Source organism: Sphingopyxis sp. GW821-FHT10B01 (assembly GCF_059415685.1).
Genome location: NZ_JBWKNS010000001.1, coordinates 729809 through 754068 on the forward strand (window position 1 = coordinate 729809; position 24260 = coordinate 754068).

At 64.5% G+C, this 24260-nt stretch carries 30 protein-coding genes; 18 read left to right on the plus strand and 12 right to left on the minus strand.

Annotated features, from left to right (window positions below):
• The first annotated feature begins 13 nt into the window (after window positions 1-13).
• Both yfiB and galU read left to right on the plus strand, forming a co-directional pair.
• Window positions 14-511, plus strand: a complete 498-nt coding sequence (gene yfiB / locus AC07NV_RS03210) for an outer membrane lipoprotein YfiB (RefSeq protein WP_495164891.1) — start codon at window positions 14-16, stop codon at window positions 509-511.
• A gap of 65 nt (window positions 512-576) precedes the next feature.
• Window positions 577-1440: a UTP--glucose-1-phosphate uridylyltransferase GalU gene (galU, locus tag AC07NV_RS03215; protein ID WP_495164892.1), complete on the plus strand. Its 864-nt coding sequence runs from the start codon at window positions 577-579 to the stop codon at window positions 1438-1440.
• Window positions 1441-1476: 36 nt separating this feature from the next.
• On the opposite strand, the gene aqpZ is transcribed toward galU, so the two are convergent.
• Both aqpZ and AC07NV_RS03225 read right to left on the minus strand, forming a co-directional pair.
• Window positions 1477-2202: an aquaporin Z gene (gene aqpZ, locus AC07NV_RS03220; RefSeq protein WP_495164893.1), complete on the minus strand. Its 726-nt coding sequence runs from the start codon at window positions 2200-2202 to the stop codon at window positions 1477-1479.
• Window positions 2203-2302: 100 nt separating this feature from the next.
• Entirely contained in the window at window positions 2303-3589 is a 1287-nt protein-coding gene (locus AC07NV_RS03225; RefSeq protein WP_495164894.1) for a methyl-accepting chemotaxis protein, read from the minus strand.
• A gap of 178 nt (window positions 3590-3767) precedes the next feature.
• Between AC07NV_RS03225 and AC07NV_RS03230 the strand changes: the two genes are divergently transcribed.
• On the plus strand, window positions 3768-4073 hold the full coding sequence (locus AC07NV_RS03230; protein ID WP_495164895.1) for a hypothetical protein: 306 nt from the start codon (window positions 3768-3770) through the stop codon (window positions 4071-4073).
• A gap of 5 nt (window positions 4074-4078) precedes the next feature.
• On the opposite strand, the gene AC07NV_RS03235 is transcribed toward AC07NV_RS03230, so the two are convergent.
• Window positions 4079-4747, minus strand: coding sequence for a S24 family peptidase (locus AC07NV_RS03235; protein ID WP_495164896.1), 669 nt, complete (start codon window positions 4745-4747; stop codon window positions 4079-4081).
• 135 nt (window positions 4748-4882) lie between these two features.
• Between AC07NV_RS03235 and AC07NV_RS03240 the strand changes: the two genes are divergently transcribed.
• Together AC07NV_RS03240 and AC07NV_RS03245 are read left to right on the plus strand one after the other, a co-directional pair.
• Window positions 4883-5146: a hypothetical protein gene (locus tag AC07NV_RS03240; protein ID WP_495164897.1), complete on the plus strand. Its 264-nt coding sequence runs from the start codon at window positions 4883-4885 to the stop codon at window positions 5144-5146.
• The gene (locus AC07NV_RS03245) at window positions 5143-5469 is read left to right on the plus strand and encodes a hypothetical protein (protein ID WP_495164898.1); all 327 of its coding nucleotides are present in this window, start codon (window positions 5143-5145) and stop codon (window positions 5467-5469) included. The genes AC07NV_RS03240 and AC07NV_RS03245 overlap by 4 nt, the downstream gene beginning before the upstream one ends.
• Here the strand turns inward: AC07NV_RS03245 and AC07NV_RS03250 are convergent.
• Complete coding sequence (locus tag AC07NV_RS03250; protein WP_495164899.1) at window positions 5466-6254, minus strand: hypothetical protein; 789 nt, start codon at window positions 6252-6254, stop codon at window positions 5466-5468. The two genes, AC07NV_RS03245 and AC07NV_RS03250, sit on opposite strands and share 4 nt — an antisense overlap.
• A 58-nt stretch (window positions 6255-6312) precedes the next feature.
• Window positions 6313-7518, minus strand: a complete 1206-nt coding sequence (locus tag AC07NV_RS03255) for a TIGR04063 family PEP-CTERM/XrtA system glycosyltransferase (RefSeq protein WP_495164900.1) — start codon at window positions 7516-7518, stop codon at window positions 6313-6315.
• A 65-nt stretch (window positions 7519-7583) separates the two neighbouring features.
• On the opposite strand from AC07NV_RS03255, the gene AC07NV_RS03260 reads away from it, so the two are divergent.
• From AC07NV_RS03260 to AC07NV_RS03295, 8 genes are all read left to right on the plus strand, one after another.
• Entirely contained in the window at window positions 7584-7748 is a 165-nt protein-coding gene (locus AC07NV_RS03260) for a hypothetical protein (protein WP_495164901.1), read from the plus strand.
• Window positions 7741-9123, plus strand: a complete 1383-nt coding sequence (locus AC07NV_RS03265) for a putative O-glycosylation ligase, exosortase A system-associated (RefSeq protein WP_495164902.1) — start codon at window positions 7741-7743, stop codon at window positions 9121-9123. Before AC07NV_RS03260 ends, AC07NV_RS03265 begins: the two co-directional genes overlap by 8 nt.
• 50 nt (window positions 9124-9173) lie before the next feature.
• The gene (locus AC07NV_RS03270) at window positions 9174-10184 is read left to right on the plus strand and encodes a DNA topoisomerase IB (protein ID WP_495164903.1); all 1011 of its coding nucleotides are present in this window, start codon (window positions 9174-9176) and stop codon (window positions 10182-10184) included.
• A 31-nt stretch (window positions 10185-10215) separates the two neighbouring features.
• Window positions 10216-11421 (plus strand): mechanosensitive ion channel family protein, encoded by a 1206-nt coding sequence (locus AC07NV_RS03275; protein ID WP_495164904.1) that lies wholly within the window; start codon window positions 10216-10218, stop codon window positions 11419-11421.
• Window positions 11422-11515: 94 nt separating this feature from the next.
• Window positions 11516-11974 (plus strand): MaoC family dehydratase, encoded by a 459-nt coding sequence (locus AC07NV_RS03280; protein ID WP_495164905.1) that lies wholly within the window; start codon window positions 11516-11518, stop codon window positions 11972-11974.
• Window positions 11975-12028: 54 nt separating this feature from the next.
• Complete coding sequence (locus tag AC07NV_RS03285; RefSeq protein ID WP_495164906.1) at window positions 12029-13210, plus strand: acetyl-CoA C-acyltransferase; 1182 nt, start codon at window positions 12029-12031, stop codon at window positions 13208-13210.
• Window positions 13211-13585: 375 nt separating this feature from the next.
• A complete protein-coding gene (locus AC07NV_RS03290; RefSeq protein ID WP_495164907.1) occupies window positions 13586-13786 on the plus strand; it encodes a hypothetical protein in 201 nt (66 codons plus the stop codon).
• Window positions 13787-13803: 17 nt separating this feature from the next.
• On the plus strand, window positions 13804-14094 hold the full coding sequence (locus AC07NV_RS03295; RefSeq protein ID WP_495164908.1) for a putative quinol monooxygenase: 291 nt from the start codon (window positions 13804-13806) through the stop codon (window positions 14092-14094).
• A gap of 186 nt (window positions 14095-14280) precedes the next feature.
• On the opposite strand, the gene soxR is transcribed toward AC07NV_RS03295, so the two are convergent.
• A complete protein-coding gene (gene soxR / locus AC07NV_RS03300) occupies window positions 14281-14751 on the minus strand; it encodes a redox-sensitive transcriptional activator SoxR (RefSeq protein WP_495164909.1) in 471 nt (156 codons plus the stop codon).
• An 86-nt stretch (window positions 14752-14837) separates the two neighbouring features.
• On the opposite strand from soxR, the gene AC07NV_RS03305 reads away from it, so the two are divergent.
• Entirely contained in the window at window positions 14838-15233 is a 396-nt protein-coding gene (locus AC07NV_RS03305; protein ID WP_495164910.1) for a VOC family protein, read from the plus strand.
• A 239-nt stretch (window positions 15234-15472) separates the two neighbouring features.
• Here AC07NV_RS03305 and AC07NV_RS03310 read toward each other — a convergent pair whose 3' ends face one another.
• Complete coding sequence (locus AC07NV_RS03310) at window positions 15473-16480, minus strand: dipeptide epimerase (RefSeq protein WP_495164911.1); 1008 nt, start codon at window positions 16478-16480, stop codon at window positions 15473-15475.
• A 24-nt stretch (window positions 16481-16504) separates the two neighbouring features.
• Between AC07NV_RS03310 and AC07NV_RS03315 the strand changes: the two genes are divergently transcribed.
• Window positions 16505-16900, plus strand: coding sequence for a YkvA family protein (locus AC07NV_RS03315; protein WP_495164912.1), 396 nt, complete (start codon window positions 16505-16507; stop codon window positions 16898-16900).
• A 470-nt stretch (window positions 16901-17370) separates the two neighbouring features.
• Here AC07NV_RS03315 and AC07NV_RS03320 read toward each other — a convergent pair whose 3' ends face one another.
• From AC07NV_RS03320 to AC07NV_RS03330, 3 genes are all read right to left on the minus strand, one after another.
• Window positions 17371-17637, minus strand: a complete 267-nt coding sequence (locus AC07NV_RS03320; RefSeq protein ID WP_495164913.1) for a hypothetical protein — start codon at window positions 17635-17637, stop codon at window positions 17371-17373.
• A 197-nt stretch (window positions 17638-17834) separates the two neighbouring features.
• Window positions 17835-18149, minus strand: a complete 315-nt coding sequence (locus tag AC07NV_RS03325) for a hypothetical protein (protein ID WP_495164914.1) — start codon at window positions 18147-18149, stop codon at window positions 17835-17837.
• Between the two features lie 35 nt (window positions 18150-18184).
• The gene (locus AC07NV_RS03330) at window positions 18185-19405 is read right to left on the minus strand and encodes a polyhydroxyalkanoate depolymerase (protein ID WP_495164915.1); all 1221 of its coding nucleotides are present in this window, start codon (window positions 19403-19405) and stop codon (window positions 18185-18187) included.
• Between the two features lie 275 nt (window positions 19406-19680).
• On the opposite strand from AC07NV_RS03330, the gene AC07NV_RS03335 reads away from it, so the two are divergent.
• The 3 genes from AC07NV_RS03335 to AC07NV_RS03345 all read left to right on the plus strand — a co-directional run bounded on the left by AC07NV_RS03335 (window position 19681) and on the right by AC07NV_RS03345 (window position 22435).
• Window positions 19681-19938 carry a YjhX family toxin gene (locus AC07NV_RS03335; RefSeq protein WP_495164916.1) on the plus strand — a complete coding sequence of 86 codons (258 nt, stop codon included), beginning with the start codon at window positions 19681-19683 and terminating at the stop codon, window positions 19936-19938.
• A 131-nt stretch (window positions 19939-20069) separates the two neighbouring features.
• Entirely contained in the window at window positions 20070-21869 is a 1800-nt protein-coding gene (locus AC07NV_RS03340) for an ABC transporter transmembrane domain-containing protein (protein ID WP_495164917.1), read from the plus strand.
• 26 nt (window positions 21870-21895) lie between these two features.
• Window positions 21896-22435, plus strand: a complete 540-nt coding sequence (locus tag AC07NV_RS03345) for a DUF1993 domain-containing protein (protein WP_495164918.1) — start codon at window positions 21896-21898, stop codon at window positions 22433-22435.
• A gap of 27 nt (window positions 22436-22462) precedes the next feature.
• Here AC07NV_RS03345 and AC07NV_RS03350 read toward each other — a convergent pair whose 3' ends face one another.
• The gene (locus AC07NV_RS03350; protein ID WP_495164919.1) at window positions 22463-22900 is read right to left on the minus strand and encodes an ExbD/TolR family protein; all 438 of its coding nucleotides are present in this window, start codon (window positions 22898-22900) and stop codon (window positions 22463-22465) included.
• 235 nt (window positions 22901-23135) lie between these two features.
• Entirely contained in the window at window positions 23136-24254 is a 1119-nt protein-coding gene (locus tag AC07NV_RS03355; RefSeq protein ID WP_495164920.1) for an OmpA family protein, read from the minus strand.
• Window positions 24255-24260: the final 6 nt, after the last annotated feature.

Here is a 24260-nt window from a genome sequence, read left to right on the forward strand (position 1 = left end):
AGCGGAGAACACCGTGACTCTTGATTTCCCCCGATCGATCCGAACCCTGTTCCTGAGCGTCTTCGCGGCCATGCTCGCAGCCTGTCAGAGCGTACCCGCGCCAACCGGCTTTACGCCTGCACAGATCGCAGCGCTGAAGACTGAAGGATTTGTCGAAACCGACACGGGTTGGGCGCTGACGTTCAACGAACGCCTGCTCTTCGCCTCGAACGAAAGCGCGGTGCAGCCCGAACAGCAGGCGCGCATCGCGACGCTGGCGCGCAACCTGACGTCGGTGGGTATCTTCACCGCGCGGATCGAGGGGCATAGCGATTCGACCGGCGCTTCGGCCTATAATCTGGCGCTGTCGCAGGCACGCGCACAAGCCGTTGCCGCGCCGTTGCAGGCGGGCGGGATGCGCTTCACCGCGGACCAGATCGTCGGCCGCGGCGAGGCGGTGCCGATGTCGAGCAACGACACCGTCGAAGGCCGCCAGGACAACCGGCGCGTCGTCGTGATCGTCACGCCGTAACAACGGGGTGAAGTCGCGATCCTCGCGCCTTTTCTTGCTGGAAATTCACAGCTAAGCCTCTGGCCATGAAACCCATCCGCAAAGCCGTCTTTCCCGTTGCCGGTCTCGGCACCCGCTTTCTGCCCGCGACCAAGGCGATCCCCAAGGAAATGCTGCCCGTCGTCGACCGGCCGTTGATCCAATATGCGGTCGACGAAGCCCGCGAGGCCGGGATCGAACAGATGATCTTCGTCACGGGGCGCGGCAAGAGCGCGATCGAGGATCATTTCGACGTCGCGTTCGAACTTGAAAAGACGATGTCCGAGCGCGGCAAGGATCTGTCGGTGCTCGAACCCACGCGGCTCGGACCGGGCGCCTGCGCCTACGTCCGGCAACAGGAACCGCTGGGCTTGGGGCACGCGATCTGGTGCGCGCGCGACATCGTCGGCGACGAACCCTTTGCCATCTTTCTACCCGACGAATTCATGCACGGAACGCCCGGCTGCATGAAGCAGATGGTCGATGCCTATCACAAGGTCGGCGGCAATCTGATCTCGGTCCTCGAAGTCCCGCACGAACAAGTATCGAGCTATGGCGTCATCGCGCCCGGCGCACGCGACGGCGCGTTGACAGAGGTGAAAGGCCTTGTCGAAAAACCTGCGGTCGACGTAGCGCCGTCGAACCTGATCATCTCGGGCCGCTATATTTTGCAGCCCGAAGTGATGCGCGTGCTTGAGCGGCAGGAAAAAGGCGCGGGCGGCGAAATCCAGCTGACCGATGCAATGGCGACGATGATCGGCAAACAAGCATTCCACGCCGTCACTTTTGACGGCGCGCGCTATGATTGCGGGTCAAAAGCCGGCTACATCCAAGCCAATCTTGCGGTGGCGCTCGAACGCCCCGACATCGCCGACGAAGTCCGCGCCTTTGCGATCGATCTGCTGAAATAGGGCCGGCGGAGGCTTTGGCCCCCGCCGGCCCGACGATCATTCGCCCTCGATATTCGGCTTCGGAGAGCTGTCGGCCCCCAGCGTCTTGTAGAGCAGGCCGCCAATCGCTCCGCCGATCAGCGGCGCCACCCAGAACAGCCACAATTGCTGCAGGGCGATGCCGCCCACGACAAGCGCCGGGCCGGTGCTGCGCGCCGGATTGACCGACGTATTGGTCACCGGGATCGAGATGAGGTGGATCAGCGTCAGCGCGAGGCCGATGGCGATCGGTGCGAATCCGGCCGGCGCGCGGCCGTCGGTCGATCCCATGATGATCCACAGGAAGAAGGCCGTGAGCACGATCTCGATGATAAAGCCCGACCAGATATCGTAGTGCCCCGGCGAGCCGGCATCGAAACCATTGGCAGCCAGACCGTTGGTCGCCAGGTCATAGGCAGGATTGCCGCTGGCGATATAGAAGAGCAGGAACGCCGCGACGATCGCGCCGAGTACCTGCGCAATGACGTAAAGCGGGATGTCGCGTGCGTCGAAACGTCCGCCTGCCCATAGGCCCACGGTCACCGCGGGATTGAGGTGGCAGCCCGAAATATGCCCGATCGCATAGGCCATGGTCACCACCGTCAGACCGAAAGCGAGTGAAACACCGAGCAAACCGATTCCGACATCGGGAAATGCCGCAGCCAGCACCGCGCTGCCGCAACCGCCAAAGACAAGCCAGAATGTGCCGATAAACTCGGCAAGACCCTTTTGCATATTGGTCATGGTGACCCTCCTCCCCGCCGGTGGCCATCGACGCCGCCGGCGCGGCATCATCCTATCAGGGATGCGCCGCCGGACAAGCCCTTGCGCAAGCGCCGTAAAATCAGGCTACGGCGACCGCTTCGACGAAATGACGCGCACGCTGATGCAGCGACAGCGCCGCCTCCGTCAGCCCCGCAGACAATTGCCCAAGCGTCTGTGCGCCATCGCCGACCGCCGTCGCCCCATGCCCGATCTCGCGGACACGAACATCGATTTCCCGGCCCGCGAACACCGCCTGTTCGACATAGCTTGCGATCATCAGCGTCGTCGCGCTCTGGCCGTTGACCGCGCGGTCGATCGCATCCGAAAAACCGTTGTTCGCGTCAATCGCCTTTTCGACCTCGACAAAGCCTTCGGCGACCTGGCCGACGATGTTGCGGATCCGGTCGACATATTGCGTGATGTCGCCCGCCGCGACACGCGTCTGGCTGGCCAGCGTCTTTACCTCCGATGCGACCACCGCAAAGCCGCGACCCGCATCGCCTGCACGCGCCGCCTCGATCCCGGCGTTGAGCGCCAGCATGTTGGTCCGGCTCGCCATATCGATAATCAGTGCGAGCATCTGCTCGATCGACTGGCTTGCTGCTTTCAGCGCATGGGCCCGCTCACCCGCCTGCTTGATCTTGCTGTGCGCCTCGCCGCGGACCGCGCGCGCGCGCGACCCGTCCTCGACGATCTTCGTCATCGTCGCGGCGAGCGCGTGGCCGCGATCCCCCAACTCCTGCAGTCCCGCAAGCGTTTGCGCGGTCGCTCCCGCGACGGTCACCGCGTCGGTGCCCGTTTGCCGCGCGCGTTCGGACAAGGTGCCAGCGACCGCCTCGACCTTCCGCGCCATCTCGGACAAGGCGCCGGTGAGCGCGGTGATCTCTTGCTGGAATTGCCGCCCGGCGTCATCGATATGCGTCGTACGCGCCGCCCGCTCCTGCGCCAGTTCGACCTCGCGCAGCATCGCCAGCTTGGCGAGCTGGCCGCTATCGAGCGTTTCTACGAAGCGTCCCGCGCGAACGAGGATCAGCTCTTGCTGCCCCGGCGATTGCGCCACGATGCGCAGCAGATCGGTCGTCGATTGCGCGACGTCGGCGACGGGGCAAGGCTCGATCATCGAGGCGATCGAGCCGCCAATCGTCGGATTTTGCATCAGCGAAAACCAGAAGGGACAGAAGAGCAGCTCGCGGACACGTTGTTCGCGAATGATGCCGATAGGGCCCTCATCACCGTCGACCACCGCCAGCGCGCGCAATTGCGGATTGCTGCGAAACAGGTCGATGACCTGCGACATATGCGCATCGGCGCCGATCGCCGAGGCATGGCCCGGCGACGGCGTAAAGGCATATCCGATGGCGTTCATCCGTCTCTCTTCACTCTGCGACCCTGATGCGCCCCGACCTAGAGCGCCTTGGTAAACACGACTTTAACCATTTATTTCAGTGATGTGACATATCAGCCATCCGCTGGGGCCATCCGTCGCAATATCCTGTTCAGATCGCGGCGCTTATGCGATGGACCCGTGTCGCGAGGAGAAGAATATGCGCGTTATAATCTTGGCAGTGCTGGCAGCACCCCTGCTCGCCGGCTGCATCAGTGCGGTCAAGACGGTCGTGACCGCACCGGTGAAAGCGGTCGGCCAGGTCGCCGACTGGTCGACGACCAGTCAGGACGAGTCCGATCGGAACCGCGGCCGCGAAATCCGCAAGCGCGAGGAACAGATGGGCAAGCTGTCGCGCCAGCGCGACAAGGCGGCCGAAAAATGCCGCGATGGCAATGCCGAGCAATGCCAGCGCGCCGAGGTGCTCGAGCATGAGATCGAAGCGGTGATGGCGCAGCCGCGATAAGCGGTTCACCGCACCCGGCGGCCCGTCCACACGACGCGGCCGATCAGTTGCACCGCCCCCATCGGCAAGTCATCCCAGCTGCGATAATGCGGATTATCGCTGATCACCGAAATCCGTCCCTGCCCCGGCGCCCGCGCGACGCGCTTCACCATCAGAACATCGTCCATGCGTAGCACATAGATGCCGTCGCGCAGCCGCGCCGCGGCATCGCCGCCGTCGACCAATATATCGTCGCCGTCGTCGAGGGTCGGCGCCATCGAATCGCCCTCGACGCGAATGATGCTGAGCGCGCGCGGATCGGCGCCAAGGTCGCGCAGCCATTTGGGGTCGAACGCGACTTCGCCTTCGATCGCCTCGCCATCGACGCTGGCCCCTGCGCCCGCCGAGGCCCCGATCGCCAGTTTCGGCACAAGGATCATGCCCGGCCCGCGCCCCCGCGCCGGCGTCGCGACGCGCTGCACCGGCCCGCCCAGCATCGCCTCGGGCACCCCCAGATAGGCGGCGATCCGCGCGCGGTCCTGTTCGGCCAACCGCCGCGGCGAACCGCGTTTGATATATTGCTGGATATAGGCGGGGTTCCGCCCGATCACCTGCGACAGGCGCGCGTAATCGATGCCCTTGTCGGTCAAGAGACGGTCGAGCGCGGCACGCGGATCCTGAACAAAATCGGGCATAGGTCGCTGGGGGCTGGTCCTTCCTATTTCGTCTTTACCAAGCGGATTTTTCCTAGACAAGTAGGAAAATGAACATCAAATAGGAAATATCCTATCGGGTGAGTCGCCCGGTTTCAGCGCGATCAGGGAGGAATTATGGAGCGCAGCCTGCTGCAACGGATCGAGGCCTTTCTGAAGGAATCGGCGATGCCGCCCAGCGTGTTCGGCCGCGCGGCGGTGCGCGACCCGCGCCTCGTCAGCGATTTGCGCGGGGGGCGCGAACCCGGGCTTCGCGTGATATGTCGTGTGGAACATTTCATGAACAAATGGCGTGCCGACCGGCATGCCGGCCGGATCGCGCCGCTGGGTGACCGGCGAACCCGCGCCGTGCGCCATCTCGAGGCGGGTGCACGGGCATGATGCGCTGGTCGCCCGTGCTACCCGCTCGCCCCGGTTGCCCGCACCGTCGGCTCCGCCACCTGCTGCTGCGCGAATTGCCGCGCGGGCTGGCACCGGGCGCTTCCGTCTTTCGCCCGTGGGCAAGCGCCAGTTTCGTCGGCGCGCGTCATATCTTTCCCTGCACGCTCGCGGCCGGCGATGGCGCGGCAATACGCGATGCGCTGCAGGACGGGCTCAGCATGGTCGAATGGAGTTTGCCCGGGCATATCGTTGCCGATGTCGTGGTCGAGCGCGGTGCCGAGCCCGGCGCGCTGCGGATCGAAATATTGACCGTCGAGGATTAACCGGCCGATTGGCGCGTCATCCGGTGCAGCGTGCTGAGGGCGGCTTCAAGCGCGAGATCGACCTCGGGCCCGGTATCGGGAGCAGTGCCTTCGGGCACCGGGATCGCCGCTGTCGCGGCCTGCGCGCCCGGCTCCTGCCGGCGGCGGGCAAGGCCGGCCTCGAGCCGGGCTACCATTGCACCAAGCGACTTGTCGGCGGGGTCGGGCATCGCCGGAATGGTCATCTCGGCGGGTTGCAGCCAGGGCTCGTTGCCGTCGAAACTCTCTTCGGGCGCCAGATCGGCCAGCACCAGTTCGTCCGCATCGTCGATCATGCGCGCGCCGAGCGCGCCCAGCCCGCCCGCAGGCAAGTCGCGGCCCGCGCGGATCGGCGGGCGCGGGGGATCGTCGGGATGCAGGTCGACGCGGCGGCGCGTCAGAACCGGTTCGTCGTCACCGTCCATCTCGACCGCAGCGCGGCGAAACGGATTACGCAGCGAAGACAGCCCCGCCGCTTCGGGCTTTGCAATCAGCAGCGCGACAAGCCCCGCGATCGCAGCAGCGACGGCCGACATTCCGAGCGCGAGCGCCAGCCTGCCGGCATTGCCGATCGGCGGTACGAAAAAGTCCGACAGGCGGTCGAGGTAAAGATTCCAGCTGATCCCCGCAACCCACGAAAGGGGCATCACGGCGGCGAACAGGAAGGTCAGCGCCGCGGCGCCGATCACCGCCGGAATCGCGGGCTGGAGCGCGCGCAACAGCGCGGTCGCTATGACCTTGGCCCGGTTCTCGCTGGTCTCTTCCATATCGTCCCAAATCCATCGGCCGCTTGGGCCATCCTGTCGTCACATCGAGCGGCCGCCGTCAGGCGCCACGCAACAATCGCTGGTAAACCGGCTCGTAACGTAAAATGTTTGATGACCAGTTACGATGACTTTCGACAAAAATACGCGCCGTCCGCCTCCGTTCCGGCCACATCCCCCGATTTTCGAGCAGCACCGCCAGCGCATTGGCAATCGCCGATGGATCATCGGGCGCAAACAAGGTGCCCGTTACGCCGTCCTCGATCAGCTCGCGATGCCCGCCCACGTCGGACGCGGCGACCAGCTTGCCCTGCGCCATCGCCTCGAGCGGTTTCAGCGGCGTGACCAGATCGGTCAGGCGCATCTTCTTGCGCGGATAGGCGAGGATATCGATCAGCGAATAATAGCGCTCGACCTCCTGGTGCGGCACGCGGCCGACAAAATGAATATGCGCCGCGGCGGGCGACGCCGCAGCCTGCACTTTCAATGCTGCCTCCATCGGCCCGCCGCCGACAAGGAGCAGCCGCGCCTTCGGCTGCGCCGCGACGAGCGCGGGCATGGCAGCGATCAGATCGTCGATCCCCTCATAGTCGTAAAAGCTGCCGATATAGCCGATCACCGCGTCATCGGCAGCGAGGCCCAAAGTGTCGGCAAGCGCATCGTCGCGCGGGGTCGGATCACCGAACAGGTCGAGATCAACGCCATTCGGCGACACGGTAATTTTGTCCGCGTCGATCCCGCGCGCGATCAGGTCGCCGCGCAGGCCTTCGCAGATCACCGCGACCGCGTCGGCCGATTTCACCGCATGGGTTTCGAGTTGCCTGGTCAGCCAGTAACGCAAACTGCCTTCGCGCCCGGTGCCGTTGCCGACCGACGCATCCTCCCAAAAGGCGCGAATTTCATAAATGACCGGAATGCCGAGCTTCTTGCCGACGCGCAGCGCCGCGAGCCCGTCGAGCACAGGCGAATGCGCATGCAGCAGATCGGGCTTCCACGCCTTGACCAGCGCCTCGACGCGCTTTGCCAGCGCGCCGATTTCGCGCCACTCGCGGATCGGCGCGCGCGCAGGCGCGATCGGCAGGGTGCGATAGAAGGTCAGCCCGTCGACGGTCTCGCCATCGGGTCCGGGTTCGGGATGCCGTACCCCGGTGACGCCCGCGACCTCCCACCCCTTCGCGACCTGCGCCTTCATCAGCGCGCGGGTGCGAAAGGTGTAGCCGCTGTGCGCCGGCAGGCTATGATCGAGGACGTGTAGAATTCGGGTCATGGGCCAGAGCACTGACAGACAAGCCTTAACGCGGCGTCAACCCCGATCGCATAACGGGAGCGGATATGGTCGACAATTTTTCCATTGGCCTCACGCACGTCCTGTTGGCGATTGCATTGTGGCGCCTGCTCCATCGCGACGATCTCGACCGCGAGGTCAGCCCGCGCCTGCTGTGGCAACAACACCGCGACGCCGAACGCGCCAAAGAGGATTCACGCCCCGATGCGTGACATCGCGTTCGTCGCCTTTCTGTTCGCGTTCATCGGGGTCGGCTTTCGCAAGCCGTTCCTGTTCATACTGTGCTTTTGCTACATCGACGTCGTCGCGCCGCAGCGTTTGAGCTATTTCCTCATCAACTCGATCCCGATCTCGCTGATCGTCTTCGGGCTGGCGATCGTCGGCTGGCTGACGGCCGACGACAAGAAGGACACCCGATGGTCAGGACGGCAAATCCTGCTGATGGCACTGCTCTTCTATTGCTGGATGACGACGATCAACGCCGACTTCCCGGTCGAGGCCGCCGATAAGTGGAGCTGGGTGTGGAAGGCGCTGGTCTGGGCGATCTTCCTGCCGCTCACGCTACGAACGAAGCTGCGTATCGAATCGCTGATCCTGGTCATGCTGTTATCGGCGGCGGCGATCGCGATCGCCGGCGGCATCAAGACAGCGGGCGGCGGCGGCGGCTATGGCCAGCTGCAGTTGCTGCTCAACGAGAATTACGGCCTCTACGAAGGATCGATCATGTCGATGGCCGGCATCGCGATCATTCCGCTCATTCTCTGGTACCGGAACCACGGCACGATCTTTCCGCCCGACTGGCGCGTCTCGCTCTTCTGCTTCGCGCTCGTCTTTGCTTGCGCCCTGCTCCCGGTCGGCACGCAGGCACGTACAGGGCTCGTCTGCCTCGTCATCCTCGCGATCCTCTCGCTGCGCGCGGTCAAGAACCGCTTCCTCTATATCGCAGGTGCGGCGCTGCTCGCCGTCGCGGCGATTCCCTTCCTGCCGCAAAGCTTCACGCAGCGCATGGAAACGATCCGCGACCACAAGGCTGACCAGTCCGCCTCGACCCGCGTCGCCGTGTGGGCATGGACGTGGGACTATGCGAAGGAAAATCCATTCGGCGGCGGCTTCGAAGCCTATATCCAGAACCATGTCCGCGTCGAACGCGCCGCAAGCGCCTATGACCCGAAGGCGCCGCAAAATGCCGCAGCGACGGTGTATGAGGAACGCTCCCGCGCCTATCATTCCAGCTATTTCGAGATGCTCGGCGAACAAGGCTATCCGGGTCTCGCGCTGTGGCTGCTGATCCACGTCGTCAGCCTGGGGCGGATGGAACAACTCCGGCGCCGCTACCTCAAGACGCGGCGCGGCGAGGAGCAATGGATCGCACCGCTGGCAACGGCGCTCCAGCATGGCCATATTACCTATATGGTCGGATCGCTGTTCGTCGGCATCGCGTTCCAGCCTTTCATCTACATGATGCTGGCACTCGAAATGGGCCTGACGACCTATTGTCGCCGCCGCGAGCAGGAAGCCGGATGGCGCCCGCTGATGGCGCGACCGGCGCAGGTTCCCGCGCGGCACCCGGTGGCGGACGCCGGCTGACGTGGAACCGTCGGCCGGAACCAACCGGTCATCCGGAGCGCTATTGCTCCATGTCCGCCACTCGCCTTGTCCATGTCGACGACAGCCTGCCCGGCATCAGCCGCGAGCGTATCGCGACCGGCTGGCGTTATCGCGACGCGAAGGGAAAGATCATCCGCGAACGCGCGGAAATCGCCCGTCTCGACGCCATCGCGCTGCCCCCGGCCTATGAGGATGCGTGGTACTGCCCCGCAGCAAATGGTCATATTCTTGCGACCGGTTTCGACACGCGGGGACGCAAGCAATATCGCTATCATCCCGAATTCCGGCTGGCGCGCGAGGCCGACAAATATGACCGCTGCGCCGCATTCGGCCACGCGCTCCCCCTGCTCCGCGCGCGGTTGGTGGACGATCTGAACCGCCGGACATTGTGTCCGGAACGCGTCGTCGCCGCGGTCGTGCGGCTACTCGATCTCGCCGCGCTGCGGATCGGGAACGAGCAATATGTCGCCGCGAACAAAAGCTTCGGCGCGACAACGCTCCGTCAGCGCCACGCAAAATTGTCGGGCAAGACACTGCACCTCCGCTACCGTGCGAAGGGCGGTGCCAAGCGCGAGGTGACGGTCAGCGATCGCAGCCTCACGACGCTGGTCCGGCGATTGCAGGATCTGCCCGGGCAGAATCTGTTCCAGTACGAAGACGATGACGGGCTGTGCGCGGTCGGCTCGGAGGACGTGAACGCCTATATCCGCGAGGCGATGGGCGGCGATTTCAGCGCCAAGCATTTCCGCACCTGGACGGCGAGCGTCGAGGCCTTCGCTTTTCTGTACGACGCCCCCGAACCGCGGGCGCTGAAGGCGATGCTCGAGCATGTGGCGGACCGCCTTGGCAACACGCCCGCGATCGCGCGCAAGGCCTATGTCCACCCGGCGATGCTCGGCGCAGCGCAGGCACGCGAGGACTTTGCCGGAGCGGTTGGCAACCTGCCGCGCGCGACGCGCTATCTTTCGCGTTACGAACGTGGATTTTTGACCTATCTGGAGCAGGCACCCGCGGCCGCGGTGCTGCTTCAATCCGCCTGATCCGATTCGAGAGGACCCCCGAAGGACCCGCATGACTTTCTCCATCCTTGCCACCGCGACCGCCGCCGCCCCGAAAGCCGCACCCGCAAGAGCGGCCGCGACCAACCCGCTCGACGATCTGCAACGCTATTGGGATATGAGCGTCGCGTGGGTGAACAGCCACTGGCTGCAGATCGGCATCGCGATCGCCGCCGGCCTCCTCATCTATTTTCTGCTGTCGATAGCCCGCAGCTTCGCACTCAAGCATGCGCAATCGGCCGCGGGCGAGCTGACGCTGACCCACATCGCCGGCCGCGTGATCCACAAGACCAAGTCGTTCGTCCTCGCGATCATCGCGATCCGCATGGTCGCGAGCTACGCGCAGCCGCCCGCGATCATCATGCAGCTGATCCAGTTCGTCTTCACCGTCGCGGTCGTGTTGCAGGTCGCCATCTGGGCGCGCGAAATCATACTCGGGCTGATCCAGCGCCGCGCCGCCGAAGGAAATAACGAAACGTTGAGCAACGCGATGGGGATCATCCGGCTGCTGATCAGTATTGCCCTGTTCGCGATCGCGGCAATCGTCATCCTCGACAATATGGGGGTCAATGTCACCGGCCTGATCGCCGGTCTCGGCATCGGGGGCATTGCGATCGGCCTTGCCGCGCAGGGCATTTTCTCCGACCTGTTCGCGTCGCTGTCGATCATCTTCGACCGGCCCTTCCGGGTCGGCGAGACGATCAAATATGACACGAGCACCGCGACCGTCGAACGCATCGGGTTGAAAAGCACACGCCTGCGCTCGCTCAATGGCGAGCTTCTGGTAATCTCGAACACCAATTTGCTGAGCAAGGAGATCACCAATTTCGCGCATCTCCACCGCCGCCGGATCACCTTCAAGATCGGCGTCATCTATCAGACCACGCCCGAGATGCTCCGCGACCTCCCTGCCCTGCTCGAGGCGCAGGTTGTCGCCGGTGGCCAGGAATTCATCCGCTCGAGCTTTCTGACCTTCGGTCCGTCGAGCCTCGATTTCGAGCTGCTCTTCGACGTTTTCAGCGACGAATTCGACGTCGTCGCCGCCGCGCGCACCGATATCGGCATCCGCCTGTTCGAGGCGATGGCGAAAGCCGGATACGAGTTTGCCTATCCGACGCAGACAACCTTTACTGCGGCACCCGACGGGACGATGATCATGCCCTATTCCGAGTCTCCAAAGCCCAGGGCAGCGGCGGCAAAGGCAGCGAAGCCCGGCTGACGCTACGGCGGCGCGGCTGCGGGGCTTGGCTCTTGTGCAACGCGTCAAGAGAGGCCTAGAACGCGCCCCGAACCAGCTATCGAGGGGATGATTTATGGCCACCATCACGCCGCAGGAACTGCAAACCAAGGTCGGTGAGCATCTGGGCACGTCGGATTGGGTGCTTGTCGATCAGGAAATGATCAACAAGTTCGCCGAAGCGACGGGCGACCACCAGTTCATCCATGTCGACGAGGAAAAGGCCAAGCTGACGCCGTTCGGCGGCACGATCGCGCACGGCTTTCTCACCCTGTCGCTGCTGCCTTTGCTCGGTGCGAGCACCGACGGTCCCAAGGTCGGCGGCGTCAAGATGGGCGTCAATTACGGCTGCAACAAAGTCCGCTTCCTGTCGCCCGTCCGCTCGGGCAAGCGCGTGCGCAGCCATGTGAAGCTGCTCGAACTCGACGAAAAACGCCCCGGCCAGTGGCAGCAGACCAACGAAGTCACCGTCGAGATCGAAGGCGAGGAAAAGCCCGCCCTGATCGCCGAATGGATCAGCCAGTTTTTCGTTTGAGCTCACCCCTCCCCGGCAAAGATTCTGCCAAACTCACCGAAGAGGAATATCATCATGCGTGACGCCGTCATCGTTTCCACCGCCCGCACCCCGCTGACCAAGGCGGGACGCGGCTCGTTCAACAACACCCTCGCCCCGACGCTCGGCGCCCATGCGGTCCGCGCCGCGGTCGAGCGTGCCGGGGTCGAAGGCGGCGAGATCGACGATGTCGTCTTCGGCGCCGCGATGCAGCAGGGATCGCAGACGATGAACGTCGCGCGCCTCATTGCCCTCCGCGCAGGCTTGCCCGTCACCGTCCCCGGCATGTCGATCGACCGCCAGTGCTCGTCGGGCCTGATGACGATCGCGACCGCCGCGAAGCAGATCATCGTCGACCGCCAGGATATTGCCGTCGCCGGCGGCATCGAGAGCATCTCGAAGGTCAGCGGCAGCGGCAAGGTGTTCATCGAGACCGACGCCGAGCTGATCGCGATGCACAAGGACACCTATATGCCGATGATCGGCACCGCCGAGGTCGTCGCGAAGCGCTACAACATCAGCCGCGAAGCGCAGGACGAATATTCGTTCCAGTCGCAGCAGCGCACCGCCGCCGCGCAGGCCGCGGGCAAATATGACGACGAGATCGTCGCCTGCAACGCGACCATGGCGGTCGTGAACAAGGAAACCAAGGAAGTCAGCTTCCAGGACGTCGTCGCGAACAAGGACGAGTGCAACCGTCCCGACACGACGCTCGAAGGCCTCCTCAGCCTGAAGCCGGTGATGGGCGAAGGCCACACGATCACCGCGGGCAACGCCAGCCAGCTCGCCGACGGCGCGTCGGCCGCGGTGCTGATGGAAGCCAAGGTCGCCGAAAAGAAGGGCCTTCAGCCGCTCGGCCGCTATGTCGGCATGGCGGTCGCGGGCACCGAGCCCGACGAAATGGGCATCGGCCCCGTCTTCGCGATCCCCAAGCTGCTCGAACGCTTCGACCTCAAGATGAGCGATATCGGCCTTTGGGAACTCAACGAAGCCTTTGCCGTGCAGGTCCTCTACTGCCGCGACACGCTCGGCATCCCGAACGAGCTGCTCAACGTCAACGGCGGCTCGATCTCGATCGGCCACCCCTTCGGCATGACCGGCGCGCGCTGCGTCGGCCACGCGCTGATCGAAGGCAAGCGCCGCGGCGTGAAATATGCCGTCGTCACCATGTGCATCGGTGGCGGTCAGGGCGCAGCAGGGCTGTTCGAGGTCTTCTGATTTGCGCTTGAACGCTCCGCGTATCGAGCCGGTCGACCTCGACCGGCTCGATGCCGACCAGCGCGCCGCGCTGGAACCCTTCCTGGCTTCCGATGGCGGCCGGGTCGGGGGCGGCAAGATCCTCAACATCTTCCGCACCCTCGCCCACGCGCCCAAGGCGCTCACCGCCTTCCTCGGCTGGGGCAATTATATCCTCTCGAAGCGCACCCCCGCGACCGCGAACTCGTCATCCTGCGCACCGGCTACAACTGCCGCTCGGGCTATGAATGGACGCAGCACAAGCGCATCGGGCTCGACTGCGGGCTCTCGGAAGACGAGATCGCGCGCATCAAGGCCGGCCCCGACGCGGACGGCTGGAGCGACCTCGACCGCGCCATGCTCCGCGCGACCGACGATCTCACCACGAACCATTTTGTCACCGACGCCAGCTGGGTCGCGCTTGCACCGCTCGGCGACAAGGGCCGCATGGATCTCGTGATGACCGTCGGCCAGTACACGCAGGTTTCGATGATCTTGAACAGCTTCGGTATCCAGGTCGAGGACGGCTGGACCGTCGACCCCGACCTCAAAGCCTGAACGAAAAGGAGAGATACATGAGTGCAATCGGTGTGATCGCAACGCTGCGCGTCCAGCCCGGCAAGGAAGCCGAATTCGAAGGCGTCTTCGCCGAACTCGCCGCCGCGGTGAACGCGAACGAGGCTGGCAACAGCTATTACCGCCTGTTCCAGACGGGCGAGACGGGCGTCTACAAGGTGCTCGAATGCTATGACGACCAGGCCGCGCTCGACGCGCACCGCGTCTCGGACCATTTCCGCAGCATCGGTGCCAGGCTCGGCCCCTGTCTTGCGGGCGCACCCGAGATTGAGACGCTCGCGGCAGTCTGATCACGGGGCGGGTCATTGCCGCAAAAGCGAATATGGCCGGTTTCGACCGGAAGGAACTGTTCCCCGGCGAAGGCCGGGGTCCAGAGCGCAATTGGCAAAGATTTGCTCTCTACCGCCCTGGCCCCGGCCTTCGCCGGGGAACGGGGGTGAAGCAACGGCAGTTCGCTACCCCAAAACCGCCGCCCATCACCCGACCTCGGCAATCTCCCCCGACCGGTCGCCCAGCACATAGCGCGGCCCCGCGCCGCGCTGCGCCGCCTTGTCCTCGCGGTTGTAGAGCCCACATTTCTTGAGCGACAGGCACCCGCAGCCGATACAATTGCCCAGCAGTTCGCGCGTCCGTTCGAGCGCCGCGATCTGCGCATCGATCCGCTTGCGAAGCCCGGTGCTGATCCGCGTCCAGTCGGCGCCATTGGGCGTTCGCCCCGCCGGGAGCCCTGTCAGCTCGGTGGCGATCTCTTCAAGGCTCAGCCCCAGCTGCTGCGCGATCAGAATGAACGAGACGCGGCGGATGTCGGCGCGCAGGAAACGCCGCTGGCCGCCGCCCGTGCGCAGCGCTTCGACCAGCCCCTTCGCCTCGTAAAAGCGGATCGCCGACACCGCGACCCCGGTGCGCGCCGCGAGTTCGCCGATGGCGATCAGGTCGGTCCGATGCATAGTCGATGCTCCTGATTTTATCCTTGATCTAAACCTCACTTGAGCTTTCATAAGCCGTGCGTCAACGCGAATCAGGAGAATATAAGGTGACGCACCCCTTCATCGAACATGTGAATCTGACCGTCAGCGATCCCGACCGCACCGCCGGAATCCTCTCGGCAATCTTCGGCTGGCACGAACGCTGGCGCGGCCCCGCGCGCGACGGCGGACGAACGATCCACCTCGGCAGCGACGCCGCCTATATCGCGCTCTACGCCGGTCCCGGCGGCCCGCATGCGCAGGCGCAATATCCGAAGGGCGCACCGCTCAACCATGTCGGGGTGCAGGTCGACGATCTCGACACGATCGAGATGCGCGTGAAGGCCGTGGGTCTGACCCCGTTCAACCATGGCGATTACGAACCCGGCCGCCGCTTCTATTTTTTCGATCCCGACGGAATCGAATATGAAGTCGTCAGCTATACGGAGGCACGCCCGCGCTGAACCGCGTCCCAGCCGCAAAGGCACGTTTCCGATCGCGAGCGACCGGACGATGAAGGAATAGCCGTTCGGCAAGCACGCCGAAGTGGCGCTGTAAAGATCGTCACCCCGCGCGACGTCCGGAGAGCGATCTTGTCTTCGATTTATAGGTCTATGCGCTCCCGCGAAGGCGGGAGCCCATCTCCCGCCAGTGCAAGTTGAACCCACCGGAGATGGGTCCCCGCCTTCGCGGGGACACACGGCTATCCATGATCTCGGTAGCCTACCGGCGGCCCGATCCGCCCCTCGCGAAACTCGAACCCGCCCTCGCGGTCGCGCTCCAGCAGCGCAGGTCCGTCGAGATCGACCCAACGCGCGCGCTGCGCCAGCACGAAGGCCGGCCTGATCGCTAGGCTGGTGCACAACATGCACCCGACCATGATCGACAGCCCCGCTGCATCGGCGGCATCGGCGATCCGCAGCGCCTCGGTCAGCCCGCCGGCTTTGTCGAGCTTGATGTTCACCCCGTCATAGAAAGCCCCGATGCGCGCGACATCGGCGGCGGTCTGACAGCTTTCGTCGGCAATGAAGGGCAAGGGCGCATAAACGGGATCGAGCAACGCGTCGGCCCCGACCGGCACCGGCTGCTCGATCATTTCGACCCCCATGTCGGCGAGCGCCTCGGCCTCGCTCAAAATGTCGATCGCCCCCCAGCTCTCGTTGGCATCGACGATCAGCCGCGCTTCGGGCGCGCCCTTGCGCACCGCGGCAACGCGCAGGCGATCGCTCTCGCCGGTCAGTTTCAGTTTGAGCAACCGATAGCCGTCGGCCGCCGCGGTGGCCGCCTGCTCGGCCATCGCGCCCGGCGTGCCGAGCGAGATGGTGAAGGCGGTGACGCGTGCGGTCGGCGCGCCGTCGAGGCCGGCAAGCTGCCAAAGCCTGAGCCCGCGCTGCTTCGCCTCGAGATCCCACAGCGCGCAGTCGATCGCGTTGCGCGCTGCGCCGGGCGCCATCAGTTCCTGCACCGCCGCGCGCGCCTCGGCCGCATCCATATCGGCGATATGCGGCGCGACGTGCAGCAACTGGTTACGGCATCCCGCAGCATCCTCGCCCAGATAATAGATTGGCGTCCCCTCGCCGCGCCCGGTCTCGCCCTCGCTCTCGATTTCGGCAACGACGACATCGACGTGCGTCTTGGCGCCGCGGCTGATCACGAACGCACCCGCGACCGGCCAGCGTTCGACGCGCGCGCTTTTCAGTTGGATAGCCATGCAGGAAGGCTAGTGTAGATCGCGATGACCGGCAAATCCCTTTCCGAACATATCGGCGACCTCGGCCACCGCCTCGCGGTGGAAGCACATGCCGCATGGCTTGCGGCGCGCGATCCGCGCGTGCCGCTCCTCGCGCGCTTTCTCGCAATCGCGGTCGCGGCCTATGCGCTATCGCCGATCGACCTGATCCCCGATTTCATTCCGGTACTCGGCTGGCTCGACGATCTCATCATCGTCCCGCTGGGCCTGCTGGCGGTCCGGCAACTGATCCCGGCGCCGCTCTGGGCCGAACTCCACGCCGCCGCCGAAACCGCGAGCGAACGCCCCTCGAGCCGCGCGGGCATGGCGATCATCCTGCTGCTGTGGGCGGGGCTGCTTTATCTGGTCTACTGGGCGGTGCGGACGTCGCCCTGGCACTAGGCCGCGGATGCGCAAATGGTTTGGCCGCTTTCGACCGAAAGGCGACCTCTTTGTCCGTTCGCATCGAGCGAAGTCGAGATGCCCATCGGCACGGCACAAGGACGAAGGGTGTCTCGACTTCGCTCGACGCGAACGGACGCGGGACGTTTCCGAAAGCGTCCAGCCGCTACCTATCGACCATCGTCAATCCGGACTTGATCCGGGGTCCATGACGTCAGCGCTGTCGTGGATCCCGGGTCAAGCCCGGGATGACGATGGTCTGAATTGGACCAAGAGTTGCTGTTCCCCGGCGAAGGCCGGGGTCCAGAGCGCAACCAGCGGACGTCTGCTTTCTAACGCTCTGGGCCCCGGCCTTCGCCGGGGAACAGGAGCGGGAGCGAACGTCGGCTTCCCACCCCATATCAGACGTTCGCCACCGATCTGACGGCAATTACCGGAATCGACCAGTTGCGGACGTAGAGATCCGGATTTCAAAGCAAACGGGCAAAGACCCAAATCGCTAAGGGAATTGCGATTGCACCCACACAACCATGTCCAACGGCATTGTTTCGACCGTCACGGCTAAGCCTCAATCCAAGCGAGATACCGCCCACGCCGATAACCAATGCAACTACGATCTCCATCGCGGACGACGGCGAGCCTCCCTTCTGGGAAAAGCCGAGCATCGGCACCGTCGCGGTGAAGATGAGCCCTAGTATCGTGAATGCCAGACCTAAAAAGCCCGTCGCGAACGCCATAGCAGCAGAAAAATGCCTGCTTCGTGTCACGTCGCCCTCACTCCACAGGTTTCGACATTAGGCGATAGCATTGAAAGCTTCCCCATATCATCGGGCGTCCTAACAGCCCTCAATGCCGAAAACCTCAATGTCCGCTTCCCACCCCAAAGCCGGCATTCACGCCCATCAGCGCACAACCCGTATGCACCGGGAGCAGCTTATCTGCAGACCGGCTTTTTCACATCGAGCCTGAATTTGCGAGGCCCCGGCGGATCGCCGCGTTTGCCCGTGTCGACGATTTTCACCTCGGCACTGCAAGCCCCGCCCTTCACCGTGAAACGGTCGACCCCGATCCAGGCAATCGAATCGATCGGCGAATCGCGCAGCACCTCCTGCACCTCGGCACTCTCGAGGATGGCGGCGATTTCCCGCGCGCGCTGGTGATAGGGCGGCAAGGCCGCGATCGCGGAGGTCGCGGTGGCCAGCGCAAGCGCCGCAAAGGCACCGATCCGGGACGGCAACATAAGGGTCATGGGCTTCGTCCTCCCGCAGCGGTCCGCCGCCAGCTTTACCCGCCGTGCGCGCGGATCCATTTCTCGACCACCGGCGCAATCTCGTCGCGCCATTTGCGGCCGTTGAAGATGCCATAATGGCCGACACCCTTCACCATCAGATATTTCTTCTGATCGGCGGGCAGCGCCTTGGCGATCGTCAGCGCTGCCTTGGTCTGGCCGATCCCCGAAATATCGTCGCGCTCGCCCTCGATCGCGAGGATCGCGATATCGTCGATCACGCCGACATCGACCGGCTGGCCGCGATGCGTCATCTCGCCCTTCGGCAGCAGATGGCGCTGGAACACGACATCGACCGTTTGCAGGTAGAATTCGGACGTCATGTCGCACACCGCGCGATATTCGTCGTAGAATTCCTTGGTCTTGTCTGCGCTTTCGCCGTCGCCGTCGACCAGATGTTTGAACATCTCCCAATGGCTCATCATGTGATTGCCCAGATTCATCGACATGAAGCCGGCAAGCTGGAGAAAGCCTGGATAGACGCGGCGCCCGGCGCCCGGATAATAAGCGGGAACGGTCGCGATGACATTTTCCTGGAACCACGCGTGCGGCCGCGTCATCGCATGCTCGTTCACCGCGGTCGGCGCCTTGCGCGTGTCGATCGGGCCACCCATCATCGTCAGCGTCTTCGGCCGGCACTTATGCTTGTTCGCCGCCATGATCGCCGCGGCCGCGAGGCTCGGCACCGACGGCTGGCACACCGCCAGCACATGCGCGCCGGGGCCGATATGTTCGAGCCATGAGATCAGATAATCGACATAGTCGTCGAGATCGAACTTGCCCGCCTCCAGCGGCACATTGCGTGCATCGCGCCAGTCGGTGATCCACACGTCATGGCCGGGCAGCATTCGCTCGACCGTACCGCGCAGCAGCGTCGCATAATGGCCCGACATCGGCGCGACGATCAACAGCCTGGGCGCGTCCTTCGTGCCCTTATGCTTGAAATGCTTGAGCTGGCCGAACGGCTTGCGCGCCTCGACCACCTCGGTGACGCGCACCGTCTCGCCGTCGACTTCGGTCTCGTACAGCTCGAACCCCGGCTTGCCGCGCGGCGCCGACGCATGCGCGAAGACTTCGAGCGCCGAGGCGAACATCGGACTGCCGCTGAAATAGCCGAGCGGATTCGCGGGATGCTGCATCACCTGCGCGCCCGCGGTCGCGAGCGCGCTCGCTCCCGCCAGCCAGTTCTTCTGCATGTCAAAGGCGTGATACAGCATATTCGATTGTTCCTTAGCGTGGCCCCGGCGGCGCTCTCTGGCGCCTGCTCATTGGTTAGCAGTCTAGGCGTTCCGTCTCATTGTGCAATGCATCAAAATCATTGCGGGACGCATATTTTGTCCATATTCTGCACCCGCGGCGCGCTTTGCGCCAACGGAGTGTTTTATGTCTGAGATTGCGGGCAACCGCTAACATCCCGGCGTAATCGGGATGTGGGAAGCGTGCAGACCATCGGTCAGCGCGCCTTTGTTGCTTGATATCCCGGATATATTCCATGAACATTTCAAAAGCGGAGCAGCGCGTGCTCCATGTGCTGGCGCAGGGCGGCATGATCCGTCATCGGCGCGGCGAAAACGGCCAGATCGTCGAAGCGCTGTGCTTCACCCGCGACGGTTTCGTCCTCGCCGATACCGGCCTGTCGCTGTTTAACCGGCTGCGCCGGCGCGGTTTCATCGGTTCGCACCGCGGTGCACCGTACCGCATCACGCAGGCGGGACTTCGCGCCGTACGCGCGCAGCTCGACAATCGCTGACAATCGGGAGCGCGGCGCGGGTCGCCGTGCTCCCTTTCGCCCCCGTCGTGTAGCGCGGCTTCATAGCATATGAAGGCCCACATCATTCTGCGTCGTTGAGCGCAGCCATCGCCGCTGCTAGGGGCGGAGCAATGGCCAGCCAACCCGATCTTTCCGCCGCGAAAGCCCCCGCCGAACCCCGCCGCAAGCTCGGCAGCCTGCGGATGATCTGGCATTATGCCAGCCGTTATCCGCTGCAACTGCTGATCGCCGCGATCGCGCTGGGTGTCGCCGCGCTCGCAACGCTCGCGATTCCGTATCAATTCAAGGAAATGATCGACAGCGGCTTCGTGGCCGGCGGCGGCGACGTCGCGCCGCATTTCCGCTTTTTCTACGTCATCGTGCTGCTGCTCGCAGTTGCGACCGCGCTGCGCTTCTATTTCGTCAGCTGGCTCGGCGAACGCACCGTCGCCGACATCCGGCAAGCGGTCCAGCGCAACCTGCTCGGTCTCGCCCCCGGATTTTTCGAAGAAAACCGTCCGTCGGAAATCGCCTCGCGCATGACCTCGGACACCTCGATCATCGAACAGACCGTCGGGACCACCGTTTCGGTCGCGCTGCGCAACACGGTGATGGGAATCGGCGGCATCGCCTATCTTTTCTCGCTCTCGCCCAAGCTGACCGGCGGCATCCTGCTCGGCATCCCGGTGATCATCATGCCGATCGTGCTGCTCGGCCGGAAACTCCAGAATGTCTCGCGCTCGAGCCAGGACCGCGTCGCCGACATCGGCGCGACGACCGCGGAGCAACTGGGCGCGATGAAGATCGTCCAGGCTTTCGGGCAGGAAGAGCGCGAAGCGGGGCGTTTCACCACCGCGGTCGAGGCGAATTTCGCGACCGCCAAGCGCCGCATCCGCCTGCGCGCGATGATGACCGCGATCGTCATCGGCCTGCTCTTCGGCGCGATCACGACCTTGCTCTGGTACGGTGCGGCGGGGGTTGCCGCGGGCACGATCACCGGCGGCACGATCGCCGCCTTCGTCCTCACCGGCGGGCTCGTCGCGGGCGCGTTCGGCGCCCTCACCGAAGTCTATGGCGACCTGCTTCGCGCCGCCGGCGCCGCCGAACGGCTGAGCGAACTTCTCAACGCCGAACCGAGCATCGCGCCGCCCGCGAAACCGCGCCCCTTCCCCGAACCGCCGGTCGGAACGCTCGAATTCGCGCACGTCGAGTTCCACTATCCGACGCGCCCCGACGCCCCCGCGCTGCACGATTTCAGCCTTGCCATCCGCCCGCGCGAGACGGTCGCGATCGTCGGGCCCTCGGGCGCCGGCAAATCGACTTTGTTCCAGCTTGCCGAGCGTTTCTATGATCCGCAGGGCGGACAGATCCTGCTCGACGGCGTGCCGCTGGTCGACGCCGACCCCGCCGATATCCGCGCGCGCATTGCGATGGTGCCACAGGAAACCGTGATCTTCGCCGCCTCGGCACGCGACAATCTACGCTATGGCAATTGGGCCGCCACCGACGAGGATCTCTGGGAGGCGGCACGCGCCGCCAACGCCGAGGAATTCCTGCGCAAACTGCCGCAGGGCCTCGACACCTTCATGGGCGAAGGCGGCGCCCGCCTGTCGGGCGGCCAGCGCCAGCGTGTCGCGATCGCGCGCGCGCTGCTCCGCCGGGCGCCGTTGTTGCTGCTCGACGAAGCGACCTCGGCGCTCGACGCCGAATCCGAAAAGCTCGTTCAGGATGCGCTCGAAACGTTGATGCACGACCGCACGACGATCGTCATTGCGCACCGGTTGGCGACCGTGCGCGCCGCCGATCGCATCATCGTGATGGACGACGGCCGCATTGTCGAAGAGGGCAAGCATGACGCGCTCGTCGCGGCCGACGGCCTCTATGCCCGCCTCGCGCGGCTCCAGTTCCAGGATAATCTCGCCGCCGCCTGACCCTCCTCGCGCAACAAGGATTGACGATGCTGCTCTATGACCTGACCGTCCCGGCTTATGAAAACGGCCTGAAAGCCTTGTCGGGAGAGCTGGCCCGCGCGCTCGCGTGGGGCACGGAGAATGGCATTGGTGAATTGCAGTTCGCCGTCGCCCGGCTGGCGCCCGACATGTTCCCGCTCGCCGCGCAGGTCCGCTTTACATGCGTGCAGGCGGTCCAGCCGCTGGCCCGCCTCGGCGTCGAAGGGGCCCCCGAATTTTCGGACGAGGCGAACGATTTTGCGGCGATGCAGGACCAGATCGCCACGGCGCTCGCCTTTCTCGATACCGTCGAACCCGCCGCGCTCGGTAACGAAGGCGACCGCGCGATCAGCTTCGATCTGCCGAACGGCATGATCTTCGACATGACCGCGTTCGAATATCTTCGCGACTGGGCCCAGCCCCAATTCTATTTCCACCGCGTCGCCGCCTATGCCGTGCTCCGCCATATGGGCGTCCCGCTCGGCAAGGCCGATTATGTCGGCTATATGATGCGCCATCTCCGGCCCGGGACCGCGCCCGCCGCCTGACCGGGCGGCAGGCGCCAGTCACGGCGATCAGATCAGGCTCGCGTAATTCCGGATGCCCGGAAAAGCCAGTTTCGACCCGCCGTTGCGCCGGATCGCCCCGATCGCCTCGTCGACCCGCAGGTAACGCGCCCGTGCATCGGGTTCGAACAGGATCGCGGCGGGCTCGGGACGCTCGGCCGCCTGCTTCACAAGCACGCCCAGCTGAGCGAGGTCGACCGCCTCGTTGTTCCAGCGGATCACGTCCGCCGTATCGATCGTGATGCGATTGTTGTCCGCGACCGATATTCCCGGCACGTCGGTCGGCAACATGACGTCGACGCTGTGCGTCGGCGGCGGGATGGTGATGATGAACATCACCAGCATCACCAGCATCACGTCGATCAGCGGTGTCGTGTTGATGTCGGGATCGCCATTGGGGTCGGCGCGAAAAATGCTGCGATGAAACATGCTACGACGTCTGCGCATTGCCTCTCTCCCGATCGCGGGAGTTCGCACCGCCCTTGACGGGCGCCCCCGCTCATGGAGGGCCCAAGACCATCTCGCCCTCTCCTGTGATGGTATATCATAATACGAGACAGGCAAGCGGAATCTCGAAGAATGCCAGGCCGCCGTGGCCGGGCTAGGCGCGCATAAAGAAAGGGCGGCACCTTGCGGTACCGCCCCTCTTTTTCGTTCCGTCCCAGTCGGGAGCGGAACCGTCTTACATGCCCGAGTTCGGACCGTAAGTGATTTCCACGCGACGGTTCTGGTCGTTGCGGACGCCATCGGCGGTTGCAACGGCCGGACGGCTTTCGCCGAATGCCTGTGCGCTGATCGAGCCATCCGAGATACCGCGAGCGGTGAGATAGCTGCGAACCGCGGTGTTGCGGCGTTCCGACAGACCGACGTTGTACTTGGCCGAACCCGAACGGTCAGCGTGACCGGCGAGCATGACCTGCGTACCCGTGCAACCACGGTTGTAGGCGCTGATCGCGTTGTCGAGCGTCGAAGCCGCTTCCGGCGTGATGTTCGACTGATCCCAGTCGAAGTACACGATGTACGGTCCGGGCGCGCATTCCACAACCGGCGGCGGCGGGGGCGGGGGCGGCGGCGGCGGGGGCGGCGGGGGCGGCGGGGGCGGTGCCACAACCGGTTCCGGCGCAGCGCCACCGAAGTTGAACGTCAGGGTGCCGAGGATCGAGTGCGAACGGAAGCGCGTCGAAACGTCACGACCGACCTGGTCGACCAGGTTCAGGTTGTCGGCATTGAAGAAGCGATACTTCAGGCCAACATCGATGCTCTTGGTCAGCGGAGCGCGGATGCCCGCGATTGCCTGCCAGGCAAAGCCCGTGTCCGAATCGTCGAGGAACGCGCCAGCAAAGACGGGTTCAACCGAAACGCGAGCGACACCGGCACCACCGCCGACAAAGCCCTGAAGGCCGTCGTCGTCACCGAAGTCGAGCATACCATTGACCATGAAGCTCAGCGCGTTCGTGTCGCCGTTCAGATCAAACGAACCCGTGCGCAGTGCACCAGAACCGTTAACCGTCTGCGGGATGCCCGGAGCGGTGAAACGGCCCGACTTGATGTCGGCTTCACGATAGCCGACTTCGACTTCAGCGCGGAAACCGCCAAAGTCATAGCCGACGGTGCCTTCGAAATCATAGCCAGCGCGGTGATCGAGCGTACCGGCATTTTTGAACGTGCCAATATCGAGATCCAGATCTTCGACCAGCATGGCGCCAGCGCCAACGCCAACATACCAAGAGTCGTCGCGCGCCAGAGCAGGCGACGCCAGGGCAGTGGAGGCCAACGCCACAGCTACGGCAAGCTTCCTCATAGTAAT